The following is a 12,869-nucleotide window of genomic DNA, read 5'->3' on the forward strand; positions in this document are numbered from 1 at the left end:
TCGCCACTCGGGACCAAAATCCCCATCCCGTACGGGACGTCAGGTGAAACAACCGCACTGCGGCCGAACCGGGCCGACGGGCTGACGCGCTGCCACTCAAGGCCATACCCCGCCGCCGGGCCGGCGTCACTCACCCGCTGGCCGCCCCCGCCAGGCCGAAGCCGGGCGGGGCGACCGTCAGCCCCAAACCGGGCAGCGCGACCGTCCGACCCAAGCCAGGCAGCGCGACCGTCCGACCCAAGCCAGGCAGCGCGACTGTCAGCTCTCGCCGATCTTCTCGGCGCCGAAGGCCTCCTGCAGCAGGCGCATGGCCTGTTGCTCGCTGCTCTCCCGCGCGGTCTTCTCGTCGATGACGTCGTCGAGCGGCTCGTCACCCGGATCGAAGCCCTCGTACTTCGCCCCACGCCCCGGCGGACCGTCGAACTCGGGGTCGTAGGGCGCCTCTTCGGCGGGCGACCCGTCGGCCCAGGCCTCGTCGGCCGGCTTCGCCGTCTGGCGGGTTCCCGCGCCGGCCCGCGCCCCCGCGGCCGCCGCCCGGGCCGCGGCCAGCCCACTACCCGGCCCGGACGCGCGGCCCGCACTCGCGGACCCGCCGCCCGCAGCCGCCGGTGATGTCGCCGCTCCCGCTTGGGGCGCTGCTGCCGCGGCCGCACGGGAGGCGTTCCCCGCGGACGCACGAGCGGCAGCGGCCCGAGCCGCCGCCAGGGCCGCGCTCCCGCCCGAAGACACATCTCCGCCCGCCGCGACGGCAGCCGGACCCACGCCCGCAGCCGCACTCGGACCCGCGCTGCCAGTCGGACCCGCGCCGCCACCCGGACCAGCGCCGATCTCGGCGGAGCTGTCTCGCCGAGCAGAAGCCCCACTGATCGCGTCGGACCCGGCCGTGGAAGTCTCTTCTAGACCGCCGTCCGTTGCGAATGCTTCACCGCCGGCAGCGATGTCACTGCCCGGCCGAGCCCCAGCCGCCTGACCGGCCGGGCCTGACTCGCCGTATTCCGCGCTGCCAGCCGCCGGACCAGTGGGCAGAGCACCGTCGGTCGCGGCGGCGCCGGAATCCCGTTCGGCCGGAGCGCTGGGCTCAGCCTGGTCGGATGCGTCTTCACCGGCCGTCGGGTCGGACACCGGGATCACACGCACCTCGGGCCAACCGCCGTCATCTTCCTCGACGGCCGGCGCCTGGCTCGCGGTCGACACCGATGGGCCGCCCGGTCTGGCCGGCTCCGGCCACTCGTCGTCGCCACCGGACGCCGGGGTCTCGGCCTGACGCCGTTGAGTGTGCGGAGCCCGCGCGGCCGCGGCCGGCTGACCCGCCGGCTGGGCCGAACCCGCCGGCGCCGCGCCGGCGCGGACCGCAGCCGGCGCAGGCCGTTGCCCGCCCGCATCCTGTCGCTGGCCCGGCGCGGTCTGACCGCGCGCTTGCGAACGCCCGCCGCCGTCGCGGCCGGACCCTCCCTGCGGCGCCGACCCGTAAGAGGTGGCCCCGGCGGCGCCCGCGATCTCGCAGCGAACCGACCACTGACCGCCGAGCACCTCATAGAGCGCGTTGACGATGAGCGCCGCACCCTGGGTGATGCCCTGAGCGTGCCGCGGCGAAGGCACGGTGAGAACGACTGTCTCGCCCTCGAGCTCTCGCACCGTGGCGTCGGCGGCCATCGCCCTCAGCACCACGCCGCGCGGCTGCTTCTTGACCTCGGCGAGCACCTCGGGCCACACCTGCCGGACGGCGTGCGCCGTGAGCTGCCCCGGACCGGCCGCCACAGCCTCGACCGCGGCGGCTCCCGGTTCCTCAGGGGCGTCGGGCAGCACCCCGACCGGCTCAGCCCGGCGCGCCGGAGCGACGCTCTCCGAAGGCTCGGACGGGGCGGCGGGGACGGCCGGGGCGGCCACGGGCGCGGCCTGTGCGACGGGCTCGACGGCTTCGGCGCGCTCGTTGGACGGCGAGTCGAAGTCAGGTTCGTCGTCCCACGGCGGGTCGTCGTCAACCCCGGTGGCAGGACCACCCCGGTCTGCCGGCGTGCCGTCGGCAACGTCATTCCAGTCGGGCTCCGCAGCGGCCGGGACCGAGCCGGCCGGGGCAGCAGAAGGAGCGGCCGAAACCGGCGCGGCCGAAACGGGAGCGGCCGAAACCGGCGCGGCCGAAACCGGAGCAGCGGAAACCGGCGCGGCCGAGACAGCAGCAGCGGAGACGGGAGTAGCGGAGTCGGGAGCAGCGGAGACCGGGATCGCGCTGACCGGCGCCGCCGCCGCGGTCTGAGCCGCCGTGGGTCGCGCAGCGCCGCCGCTCACACCCCCACGCCGGGCCGCGGCCGCGGCGGCGGCCCGCGCCGCCGAACGGCCGACCCCGTCGACGGCAGCCGCGGACGCCACAGGTGCGGGGTCGGCAGGCGCGGGACCAGCAGCAACGGGAGTGACAACCCCGCCGGCGGCGGGCGGGGCCGCAGCCTCGGGAAGTGCCAACGGCTCGCCGCCCAGGGCCAGCCGCCGCTCCATGCGCTCGAGGCGCTGCAGCAGCGACCCCGTCGAGTCTTCGGCGCCGGGCAGCAGCATGCGCGCCGTGACCAGTTCGAGCAGCAGGCGCGGAGCCGTCGTGCCACGCATCTCGACCAGGCCGTTGTGCACGATGTCGGCGCAGCGCGAAAGCGTCGCCGGGCCGAGGCGAGCCGCCTGGGCCCCCATCGTCTCGAGCTGGTCGGCCGGGCCGTCGATCAGGCCCTTGGCGACCGCGTCGGGCACCTGCTGCAGCACGATCAGGTCGCGGAAGCGCTCGAGCAGGTCGGACGCGAACCGGCGTGGGTCGTGGCCGGCCTCGGCCACCCGGTCGATCGTCGAATAGGCCGCCGCGCCGTCGCCCGCCGCGAGCGCGTCGCACATCTCGTCGAGCAGCGTGACGTCGGTGACACCCAGTAGGGAGACCGCTCGCGCGTAGCTGACCCCGTCGGGCCCGGCGCCGGCGATGAGCTGATCGAGAACCGACAGCGTGTCGCGCGCGCTGCCCCCGCCGGCCCGCACCACGAGCGGGAACACGGCCGGTTCGACCTGGACGCCCTCGGCCTCGGTGAGCTGCTGCAGATAGGGCCGCAGCGTCGCGGGCGGGATGAGCCGGAACGGGTAGTGGTGGGTGCGCGAGCGGATGGTGCCGAGCACCTTTTCGGGCTCGGTGGTGGCGAAGATGAACTTCACGTAGTCGGGCGGCTCTTCGACGAGCTTGAGTAGCGCGTTGAAGCCGGCCGACGAGACCATGTGCGCCTCGTCGATCACGTAGATCTTGTATCGGCTGCTGGCGGGGGCGAAGAACGCCTTTTCCCGCAGCTCACGAGCGTCGTCGACGCCACCGTGGCTGGCCGCGTCGATCTCGATGACGTCGATCGAGCCGGCGCCGTCGTTCGCTAGCGAGCGGCACGAGCCGCACACCCCGCACGGTTCGGGCGTCGGCCCCTGCTCACAGTTGAGCGATCGGGCCAGAATTCGGGCGCTGGATGTCTTGCCACAGCCGCGCGGTCCGGAGAAGAGATAGGCGTGGTGCAGCCGGCCGCTGCGCAATGCCTGCGACAGCGGCTCAGTGACGTGCTCCTGGCCGATGATCTCCGCGAACGTGCGCGGACGGTACTTGCGATATAGCGCGAGTGCCACTCCAAGACCCTCCTCGACGACCGCGCCATTGTCCGTCGGGGGTACGACAAGAACCAACCCAGGTACCGCTGGGGTGGAAGAACACAGGGAGGGCTGAGGCAGAGCAGAGACAAAAAGGGCCTCCCGTGCACCCGTCAGAGCCCGCTTATCCTTGCTGCCTTCCGGCCCTGGGGAGGTTCACGAGATGCACGCCGCACGAGAGGCTGTCCATGAGCTTACCCGCCCAGCGCCCGCCGCGGGGCGGGGACCCTCCGTCCACCCACCCACGGTCGTCTGTATCCTGGCTGACGGAGGATTCGCCTAGTGGCCTAGGGCGCACGCTTGGAAAGCGTGTTGGGGGAAACCCCTCACGAGTTCGAATCTCGTATCCTCCGCCATCGGCAAGCGGCCTGGTGTCGCACGCCGTGATCACGTCGACGAGCCGGGCCTGGTGCCCGGCTTTTCGCATGTTCGGGCTTTTCGCATGTTCGGAGGCCGGCGCCGCAAACCGCCCGAACGCTGCCCGGGCCGGCGCCACAAGCCGTCCAGGCCGGGCAGCAAAAAGCCGCCCGGGTCACAGGCCACGGGCGGCCGGGAACACAGCCGGGCGTTAGAGCTGGGCGGCCGCGATGGCGTCGTCCACCTCGGGGAAGATCGCGAAGTAACGGGCCAGGCCGACCGTCTCCATCAATTGGTTGAGGAACGGGTTGGCGCCCGCGAAACTGAGCCACCCGCCACGCGCTGTGATCACTTGCTTGCTGGTTATGAAGGCGCTCAACCCGACCGAATCGCAGAATTTAAGATCGGTGAGGTCGACGACGATCCGCGGAACCGGGCGTTCCAGCAGGTCCGCGAGGGTCGCGTGGAGTTGGATCGCGGTGTCCGAGTCGAGTTCGCCGCGCAGGTGCAGAACGGCGATGTCACTGCGGTGATCGGTAACTGTGGCCTGCATGGGGAATCGCTTCCTGGGCTGTTGATGGCAGCTCAGGGTAGGTGCGCCCCAACAATTGTCATCGCACAACTAGTGCGGCCGACCCGGAACGCAATGAGGGCCGGACCCGAAAGGATCCGACCCTCATTGGAAAGTTCGGCTGGCCGATGGTCTCAAGCGTGCGGCGCAGCCTGGGCTCCTGGCGCCGTTACAGCTTGCGCCACCGCCAGCGTGGACCGCGCCACGCGTCAGCCAGGATCATGGCCGAAGCCCGACCTGGACACTGCTGCACCTTCGACTTGCCCTCCGGACCGCCCATCTGAGCTTCAACTTCCCAGAGCTCGCCGTCGGTGCGGACGTAGACGTCACGGCGTGCAAGCCGGACGTCACCATTCCACCAGTGATGCTCAACTCTCACCAGTCAAATCTAGGACAGTTTCTAGGCATCGGCGCAGGGCTATCTTGTGAAAGTTTCTCACCAGGCGGATAAAAGCGCACTGACTGATCCGGTGGTTTTCGCCCGCGTGACTTGCGCTACAGCGGCAGTCTTTGCGCCGTATCGTCGCAGCCACCGTCCGTCATCGATGCAGCTAGAGATCGCAATGGGCGGTCACCGAAACCGCAGCGTTACTTTCACGATATGTGATCACGCCGAACGAGGTCGATCAACCGATCGGTCAGCCATCACAGCGGGTGACGATGAAGGTGCATAAAAAAACCCGCCGGCTTCGTGATCACGAAGCCGGCGGGCCTTGGCGGTGGTGAAGGGATTTGAACCCTTGGAGGGCTTGCACCCTCACACGCTTTCGAGGCGTGCTCCTTAGGCCGCTCGGACACACCACCGGGAAGTACGTTACCGGACGCCGCACGGGGCTGACGATCGGGTTCCCCTTTACCGCTCCGACCCTGACCGACCAGGGCGGACCTGGCAGGATCGCCGGTATGAGCGGTATGAACGAGCGAGAAGAGACGCGGCGATGAGCGTGCACATCGGCGGACAGCCGGGCGACATCGCCGAGCGGGTCCTGCTTCCGGGCGACCCGATGCGAGCGAAGTGGATCGCCGAGACCTTCCTGCAGGACGCCAAGTGCTACACCCAGGTCCGCGGGATGCTCGGCTACACCGGCACCTACCAGGGCGTCCCGGTTTCCGTGCAGGGCTCCGGCATGGGCATGCCGTCGGCGTCGATCTACACCCACGAGCTGATCAACGAGTACGGCGTGAAGTCGGTCATCCGGATCGGCTCGTGCGGCGCGCTGGCCCCCGACCTTCAGCTCGGCGACGTGATCGCCGCGATCGGGTCAGCGACCGACTCCAACATGAACCGGGCCCGCTTCGACGGACTGATCGACTATGCGCCGGTGGCCGACTTCAGCCTGCTGCGCACCGCGGTCGAGGTGGCCGAGCGGCAGGGCACGTCGATGCGGGTCGGCCCGATCCTGGCCGCCGACGCGTTCTACACCGACCGTCCCGATCTCTACGACTCGCTGGCCGACTACGGCGTGCTGGCGGTCGAGATGGAGTCGGCCGCGATCTATACGATCGCCGCCCGCTACGGCGCGAAGGCCCTGACAATCCTGACGGTCAGCGACCACATCAAGACCGGCGCCAAGATGGACTCGGCCCAGCGCGAGCAGGGCTTCGGCGACATGGTCCGGATCGGTCTCGAAACCGCGATCACCGGCGCGTCCTAGGCCCGATGCCCCCACGCACGCGGTCGTGCGCGTGGGGGCGTACGGGAAGAGGGGTGTGTCAGCGGAAGAAGTCGCGCAGCAGGGTCGCGCACTCGTCGGCCAGCACCCCGGCATAGACCTCGGGCCGGTGGTTGAGCCGCCGGTCACGCACCACGTCCCAGAGCGACCCGACCGCGCCTGTCTTGGGCTCCCAGGCGCCAAAGACGAGGGTCGACACGCGGGCCAGCACCAACGCCCCGGCACACATCGTGCACGGCTCCAGCGTGACCACCAGCGTGCTGCCGTCGAGCCGCCACGTGCCGGCCCGCTCGGCCGCGCGCCGCAGCACCAGGATCTCGGCGTGCGCGGTCGGGTCGCCGGTCGCCTCGCGCTCGTTGCCCGCCGCGGCCAGCTCCCGGCCGTCGGCGTCGAGCAGCACGGCGCCCACGGGTACGTCGTCCCCGGTAGCGGCGGCCACGTCGAGGGCCCGCCGCATCCAGGCCTCGTGCCGCGGTGACACGGCCAGACTCACGCCTCGCGCAGCTCTTCCATCTCGTCGCCGCAGCCGATGCGCTGGCAGATCTCGGCGGTCACGTCGGCGGGCATCATGCCCTCGAGCGCGCAGAGCGTCAGCAACCGGTGCGCGCTGATTCCCAGGTCGTTGAGCAGTTCGGCGTCGCCCACCGGGTCGGCGTCGGGGTCGGCCGCCGGGCGGTCGGTCTCGTCGTCGTCACCGCCCGCGGTCAGCTCGTCGATCTCCAGCGCCGGCGCCTCGATCTCACCGAGCAGCATCGCGCCGATCCGCGATTCCTCGGCGAACGCCGAGTCGGAGCCGAAGACCCGCAGGTCCTCGCCCTCGTCGAGACGCAGGACGGCCAGATATTGGTCGTCGCTCTCGACGAAGAGCAGGGACACGTCGGTGTCCGGTTCGACGTCCCGCAGCGCGTCGACCACCTCGTCGATGTCGGCCAGCCCGCCCAGGTCGAGCTCGGACGCCGTCCAGCCGTTCTTGCCGCGGCCCACGGCGGCAGCGAATGTCGACAACTTTCCCCCCACGCGACTGAAGTTCTCGCGAGTGACGGTAGTCGGTAGTACGGCGGGCGCCACGCGCCACGCCTTGACGCCGGATGAAGTCAGTTGACCAGGCGACGACGCATGGCGATGAGCTCGCGCAGCCGTGCCCGGCGCAGCCGCTGGGGCTGCCTGGTCTCCCGCGCCGTCTTCGCGTCGGCGAGGGCCGCCAGCAGCTCGAGCCGGCGCCGCCGGCGATCGGGATCGAGCCGAGGGGATGTGGGGGGCATGAACCCGAGGTTGAACCTTTTCAAGTCTTTAAGTCAAGGCCCAGTGCGGACCGCGACGAGGACGGCACATCCGGTCGCCGACAAGCCGGTCAAGATCGGACAATCACCACAGGGGCCAGTCCTGTGTAGTGATCCACCTCGCACCCACGAAAGCCAACGCGACGGACAGCCCGAGGCCGCTCGCGAGCGCCACGCCGACGGCGGCTCCCCGATCGCCGATGAACGTCATGACCAGCGCGACCGCCCAGGCAGTCACGGCCGCGAGCAAGGTCCACCACGCATAGGAGGCCAGGTCACGGCCGAGCGCGCCGAACAGCGTCAGCCAGACCACGCCCGCGGCGATGCCGGCCAGCAGCGGGCCGGCGTTGACCGGGTGCGGCTCGCGATAGACCGGCCGGGTCGGGCCCGGGAAGAGACCCGACGGCGGACGCATCGGCGCGACCGGCCGCTCGTCGCGCGGCGGCGGGTAGGGCGACGCGGACCAGGCCTCACGCGCGTCTGTCACTGTGCACCCCCACGGCTCGGACCGGTCCCACCGTGCCAGCCTAGTCAGCTTGACTCGGCGGGAGCCGGTCAGTTCTGCCACGATGGCCCGGTGCCAATGCTCCGTACGCTCTCCGGTCTGACCGTCCTGGCCCTCTGCCTCGCCGGCTGTGGTGGCAACGGCGCTCCCGGCCAGGCGACCGAGACGCCGCACTTCGTTCCCCCGCTGACGAGCTCGCAGGCGGCCGCTCCGCCGTCGTCCCCTGCGGCGGCACCAGCCGCCCCGGCAACAATTGCGCCGACGCCGTCCCGGTCAGCCTCGACCGTCACCGCCAACACCAAGGTGAAGTACGTCTTCCCGGTGAAGGCGTCGAACGTCGACTGGCACACGACCCACTCGAAATACAAGGCGACCGACATCTTCGCCGACTGTGGCGAGACGGTCGTGGCCACGACCAGCGGCATTGTGCTCGAGATCAGCCTCAAGGACGCGTACGTCAAGGGGTCGCCGGACGGCCCGAACAACGGCGGCCTGTCGGTCTCGCTGCTCGGCGACGACGGCGTGCGCTACTACGGCTCGCACCTGAGCAAGGTGCAGAGCGGCATCGAGAAGGGCGTCCGGGTCACGGCCGGCCAGGCGCTCGGCAAGGTCGGCCGCACCGGCAACGCGAACAACGTCTGCCACCTGCACTACGGCATCTCGCCGCCGTGCGCCCAGGTCGGCGACTGGAAGGTCCGCCGCGGCGTGGTCTGGCCCTATTCGTACCTGTCGTCGTGGCGCAAGGGTGGCGGCAAGAGCCCCGTGGCCGAGGTCGCGGCGTGGAAGCGCGCACACAACTGCAAGGCCTGAAAACGCACGGGGCCGCACCCTCGCCCAAGAGGATGCGACCCCGTGCCGCCGGAGGAAAGACCTAACTGAACTGAGCGAACCGCTTCTGCTGACGGCCTTCGACGGTGGTGAAGGCGCCGCCCATCGCGACCTTGCCGAGCTTCGCGCTGCTGGCCAGGGCGAGCACGCCCTCGACACCGTTGGCGTCGGCGGTCCAGTCGAGCAGCCGCCCGTCGGCCGTCGAAAGCGCAGCCAGCTTGACCCGGTTGTCCGAACCGTCCACACATGCGCCCTGCGACCCGGTGCGAGCGGTGCTGCAGGCCCGGTCGAAGTGCCCGCCGGCGTACACGGTCTCGCCGAGAACGGTCACCGCCTGCGCGTCACCGTCGAACGTGGCCGACCACTTCAACGCGCCCTCCGGCGAGTAGCGGGTGACTTTGCCGCCCTGACCGCCGTGCGCCGAGTAGACCGCGGTGTCGGTGACGGCCAGGGCGTACGTGATCACGGGTGGCTGGGGTTTGAAACCGGGAACGATCGCCGAGCTCTTGGGATCGAGCGCGGCGAGTCTCGCGTACCCGGGAAGGCTGTTGACCTTGCGGAACTTGCCGCCGACATAGACGCGCCCGCCGGCCGCCGCGATCGTCTCGACCTGGTCGTCGGCGGTGGGGCGCCAAACGGTGTCGAGCTTGCCGCTGCTCAGGGTGAATGCCGCTAGGCGGGTGCGTGGCTGACCGTTGACCGCGGTGAGGGTGCCGCCGACGTAGAGGCGGCCGTGAGCAGCGAAGGCGGCCAGGGGGCGTCCGGTGACCGAGTGTTTGAAGGCGCCGTCGAGGGTGCCGCTGGTGGCGTCCACCCGGGCGAGGCTGTCGCGCTTCTGGCCGGCGACGGTGGCGAAGTCTCCAGCCAGGTAGAGCGAAGAGCCGCTCAGGACCAGCGCCTTGACGCGCCCGTCGGTGGGGGGTGACCAGGGGAGGAGAGTGCCGGTGCGAGCGTCGACGGCGGCCAGGTGCTGGCGGGCTACCGGTTTGCCGTTGACGATCGCGGCGGTGAAGTCGCCGCCTACGTAGACGGTGTTCTTGGCGTAGGCGATGGTGAGGACGGCGCCGTTGAAGCTGGGCATGGCGTCGGAGCTCTGAGCCTGGGCGGCCGGCGTGGCGCAGGTGATCGCGGCACCGATGACGAGCGCCGTGGTGAGTGTTTTACCCCGGTAAGTCACGTGATCACCGTAATGGTGGGATTGGGTGGCTCGGCAGTCTCGAAACGGACAAAAGCCCCGGCTGAGACGGATGATCACGGCCTGGCCGAACGGTTGATCTTCGGAGAAGCCACCGCCTCCCCCTCCCACCCAAGGGACGTGGGGGTGACGCTAGTGGCTCTGCGGCGCGGGCCTTGCCGGTTATCCACAGGGGCTGTGGAAGAGTTTCGGATGTGGATATCGCGATCGTCGGGCTCGGGCTCATCGGCGGGTCTCTGCTGCGGGCGCTGACCGCGGCCGGCCACCACGTCACCGGCTACGACGCCGACCCGACCACCCGCGACCAGGCCTCCGCCGCCGGTTTCCCGGTCGCCGGCTCGGTGCCCACCGCGATCTCCGGCACCGACCTCACGATCCTGGCCGTCCCCCTCCCCGCCCTCCCCGGCGTCCTCGACGAGATGACCGACTACGACGGCCTGGTCACCGACGTGACCTCGGTCAAGCGCCCCGTCCGCGATCTAGCCCACCGACTGCGCCGTTTCGTAGGTGGGCACCCCATGGCCGGCAAGGAGACCTCCGGCTTCGCCGCCACCGAGGCGACTCTCTTCGACGGCTGCGCCTGGGTCCTGACCTTGGAACCCCACGAGACAGACCTGTCCGACTGGCTGACCCTCGCGCGGCTCTTCACCACGCTCGGCGCCCGCGTGGTCCCGACGACCGCCGCCGAGCACGATCGCGCCGTCGCCGAGGTCAGCCACGTCCCGCACCTGTTCGCGGCGGCGCTGGCCCTGCAGCTCGAAGGCAACCCGCTGGCCGGCACCCTGGCCGCGGGCTCCTTCCGCGACGGCACCCGCGTCGCCGCCACTCGGGCCGAGTTGATCGTCGCGATGTGCGGCGGCAACAAGGCCGAGGTGAGCAACGCCCTCTCCCGCCTGATCGGCGACCTCGAGCAGATGCGCCGACACCTCGAATCCGAGGATCTGACCCCCACCGTGCGACGGGCCGGCGACCTGCGCCGAGCCTGGCCCGCCAAGTCCGGCCACATCCGCGAGCTGACCCCCACCGTCGATGCCCTGCTGGATCTGGGCCGCAACGGTGGCTGGGTCACCGCGATCAGCGACAACGGCGAGGTCGAAGCGGCCGGAAACTGACCGCAATAGCTCCTAACGTGGTCGGTGACAACAAGACCAAGGAGTCCGCGATGCCAGGTCAGGTCGGTTCCATCGACAACGAGCAGCAGGGTCTGCTCGCCTACCTAGCCCAGATGCGCTACGTGTTGCGGCTGACCGCCCACGGCCTCACCGACGAGCAGCTGCGGGCCACTCCGTCGGCCAGCGGCCTGAGCATCGGCGGCCTGATCAAGCATTGTTCGTCGACCGAGGCCGGCTGGATCAGCCAGGTGCGCGGCGAGCAGCAGGAACTCGACTACCAGGCCTACGCCGACAACTTCCGCCTGGCCGACGGCGAGTCCATCGACGACGTGCTGGCCCGCTACGACCAGGTCGCCGAGCTGACCGAGAAGACGGTCACCGAGCTCGACGATCTCGGTCACCAGATCCCGATCGATCACTCCGTGCCCTGGAACAGCAAGGACATGACCCACTGGACCCTCCGCTGGGTCCTGCTGCACCTGATCCAGGAGACCGCCCGTCACACCGGCCATGCCGACATCATTCGCGAATCGGTCGACGGCGCCACCGCCTATCCGCTGATGGCCGCAGCCGAGGGCTGGCCCGAGACCGACTGGCTCAAACCCTGGAAACCCGCTTAGACGTACGCGTCGTCGAGTCCGACAACCGCATTGGGGCGGCCCTGGGCGCTCCTGCGAGCTGAGTGCGGCAAAAGGCCGTTGGGCGCTACCGGGCCGGTGGTCACAAGAGCTCCCCGCGGTCGAGCCGGATCACTCGCCGGTCGGTCACGATGGCCGTCACCAGGTCGTGCGGGGTCACGTCGAAGGCCGGGTTCGCCGCCGCGGCCCACGGCGTGACCTCGCTCGACCCTCGGTCCTCGATCGTCACCGCGTCCCCGCTCGGGGTGCCGAGGTCGACCGTCGACTCGGGCGCGACCACCACGAACGGCAACCCCGCGGCTCGGGCGCCGAGCGCGTGGGCGTACGTCCCGATCTTGTTGATCACGTCGCCGTTGGCGCAGATGCGGTCGGCGCCCAGGATCACCGCGTCGATCTCGCCGCGCGCCATCAGGAACGGCCCGGCCGAGTCGACCGCCACCCGGTGCTCGATGCCCCACCCTGTGAGCTCCCACGAGGTGAGCCGGGCCCCCTGCAACAGCGGACGAGTCTCGCTCGCGATCACCCCGGCCAATTGGCCCCGCCGGTGCAGTTCGTGGACGACGCCGAGCGCCGTACCGATGGTCACCGCGGCCAGCCCGCCGGTGTTGCAGTGGGTGAGCAGCCGCGGCCGGGTGCCGCACAGCTCGACCAGCAGGTCGGCGCCGAGGGCGGCCATCGCGTCGGAGGCGGCGATCTCCTCGTCGCGCACCCGGCAGGCCTCGCGCAGCACGGCCTGCGGGCCCTGCGGCAGCAACAACGCTGCTCGCCGGGCGCCGCGGGCCAGGTTCACCGCGGTCGGCCGGGCTGTCTCGACGCGGTGCACGGCGGCCGCCAGCGCCTGCGGATCGTCGGCGTGCACCCGGGCCGCCAGCGCGACGCCGAAGGCCCCGGCCACGCCGAGCGCGGGCGCACCTCGTACGGCCAAGGACTGGATCGCCGCGACCAGCTCGCCCACCGTGTGCAGGCGCAAGATCTTGAGCTCCCCGGGCAGCGCCGTCTGATCGATGATCTCGATGGCTCCGTCGACCCAATCGATCGTCCGCATGCCGCGATACTAGG

12 protein-coding genes, 2 tRNA genes and 1 other RNA gene are annotated in these 12,869 nt (G+C 70.7%); 5 read left to right on the forward strand and 10 right to left on the reverse strand.

Annotated features, from left to right (window positions below; translation table 11 throughout):
* Positions 1–258: 258 nt before the first annotated feature.
* Positions 259–3,630, reverse strand: coding sequence for a DNA polymerase III subunit gamma and tau (locus tag EER30_RS05550; RefSeq protein WP_127498819.1), 3,372 nt, complete (start codon positions 3,628–3,630; stop codon positions 259–261).
* A gap of 111 nt (positions 3,631–3,741) precedes the next feature.
* Positions 3,742–3,838, reverse strand: an RNA gene (gene ffs / locus EER30_RS05555) — signal recognition particle sRNA small type.
* A gap of 81 nt (positions 3,839–3,919) precedes the next feature.
* Here ffs and EER30_RS05560 point away from each other — a divergent pair.
* Positions 3,920–4,007: transfer RNA gene (locus tag EER30_RS05560), tRNA-Ser, on the forward strand.
* A 212-nt stretch (positions 4,008–4,219) separates the two neighbouring features.
* Here the strand turns inward: EER30_RS05560 and EER30_RS05565 are convergent.
* Both EER30_RS05565 and EER30_RS05575 read right to left on the reverse strand, forming a co-directional pair.
* The gene (locus EER30_RS05565) at positions 4,220–4,561 is read right to left on the reverse strand and encodes an STAS domain-containing protein (RefSeq protein ID WP_127498821.1); all 342 of its coding nucleotides are present in this window, start codon (positions 4,559–4,561) and stop codon (positions 4,220–4,222) included.
* Positions 4,562–5,293: 732 nt separating this feature from the next.
* Positions 5,294–5,383: transfer RNA gene (locus tag EER30_RS05575), tRNA-Ser, on the reverse strand.
* 134 nt (positions 5,384–5,517) lie between these two features.
* Between EER30_RS05575 and deoD the strand changes: the two genes are divergently transcribed.
* Positions 5,518–6,234 carry a purine-nucleoside phosphorylase gene (deoD, locus tag EER30_RS05580; RefSeq protein WP_127498824.1) on the forward strand — a complete coding sequence of 239 codons (717 nt, stop codon included), beginning with the start codon at positions 5,518–5,520 and terminating at the stop codon, positions 6,232–6,234.
* Positions 6,235–6,292: 58 nt separating this feature from the next.
* Here deoD and EER30_RS05585 read toward each other — a convergent pair whose 3' ends face one another.
* The 4 genes from EER30_RS05585 to EER30_RS05595 all read right to left on the reverse strand — a co-directional run bounded on the left by EER30_RS05585 (position 6,293) and on the right by EER30_RS05595 (position 7,947).
* Positions 6,293–6,709 carry a nucleoside deaminase gene (locus EER30_RS05585; protein WP_127499406.1) on the reverse strand — a complete coding sequence of 139 codons (417 nt, stop codon included), beginning with the start codon at positions 6,707–6,709 and terminating at the stop codon, positions 6,293–6,295.
* Positions 6,710–6,741: 32 nt separating this feature from the next.
* Positions 6,742–7,257, reverse strand: coding sequence for a tRNA adenosine deaminase-associated protein (locus EER30_RS05590; RefSeq protein WP_127498826.1), 516 nt, complete (start codon positions 7,255–7,257; stop codon positions 6,742–6,744).
* Positions 7,258–7,346: 89 nt separating this feature from the next.
* A complete protein-coding gene (locus tag EER30_RS46905) occupies positions 7,347–7,514 on the reverse strand; it encodes a hypothetical protein (protein WP_164842227.1) in 168 nt (55 codons plus the stop codon).
* 103 nt (positions 7,515–7,617) lie between these two features.
* A complete protein-coding gene (locus EER30_RS05595; protein ID WP_127499408.1) occupies positions 7,618–7,947 on the reverse strand; it encodes a hypothetical protein in 330 nt (109 codons plus the stop codon).
* A gap of 168 nt (positions 7,948–8,115) precedes the next feature.
* Here EER30_RS05595 and EER30_RS05600 point away from each other — a divergent pair, with 168 nt between their 5' ends.
* A complete protein-coding gene (locus EER30_RS05600) occupies positions 8,116–8,847 on the forward strand; it encodes a M23 family metallopeptidase (RefSeq protein WP_127499410.1) in 732 nt (243 codons plus the stop codon).
* A gap of 61 nt (positions 8,848–8,908) precedes the next feature.
* Here the strand turns inward: EER30_RS05600 and EER30_RS05605 are convergent, their stop codons facing one another.
* Complete coding sequence (locus EER30_RS05605) at positions 8,909–10,042, reverse strand: hypothetical protein (RefSeq protein ID WP_240669768.1); 1,134 nt, start codon at positions 10,040–10,042, stop codon at positions 8,909–8,911.
* Between the two features lie 212 nt (positions 10,043–10,254).
* Here EER30_RS05605 and EER30_RS05610 point away from each other — a divergent pair, with 212 nt between their 5' ends.
* Both EER30_RS05610 and EER30_RS05615 read left to right on the forward strand, forming a co-directional pair.
* Positions 10,255–11,172: a prephenate dehydrogenase gene (locus EER30_RS05610; RefSeq protein ID WP_240669769.1), complete on the forward strand. Its 918-nt coding sequence runs from the start codon at positions 10,255–10,257 to the stop codon at positions 11,170–11,172.
* Positions 11,173–11,222: 50 nt separating this feature from the next.
* Positions 11,223–11,792 (forward strand): DinB family protein, encoded by a 570-nt coding sequence (locus EER30_RS05615; protein WP_127498828.1) that lies wholly within the window; start codon positions 11,223–11,225, stop codon positions 11,790–11,792.
* Positions 11,793–11,892: 100 nt separating this feature from the next.
* Here EER30_RS05615 and mtnA read toward each other — a convergent pair whose 3' ends face one another.
* On the reverse strand, positions 11,893–12,855 hold the full coding sequence (mtnA, locus tag EER30_RS05620) for an S-methyl-5-thioribose-1-phosphate isomerase (protein ID WP_127498830.1): 963 nt from the start codon (positions 12,853–12,855) through the stop codon (positions 11,893–11,895).
* Positions 12,856–12,869 lie beyond the last annotated feature (14 nt).

The sequence above is a fragment of the Actinoplanes solisilvae genome (assembly GCF_003999975.1).
Lineage (GTDB): Bacteria > Actinomycetota > Actinomycetes > Mycobacteriales > Micromonosporaceae > Actinoplanes > Actinoplanes solisilvae.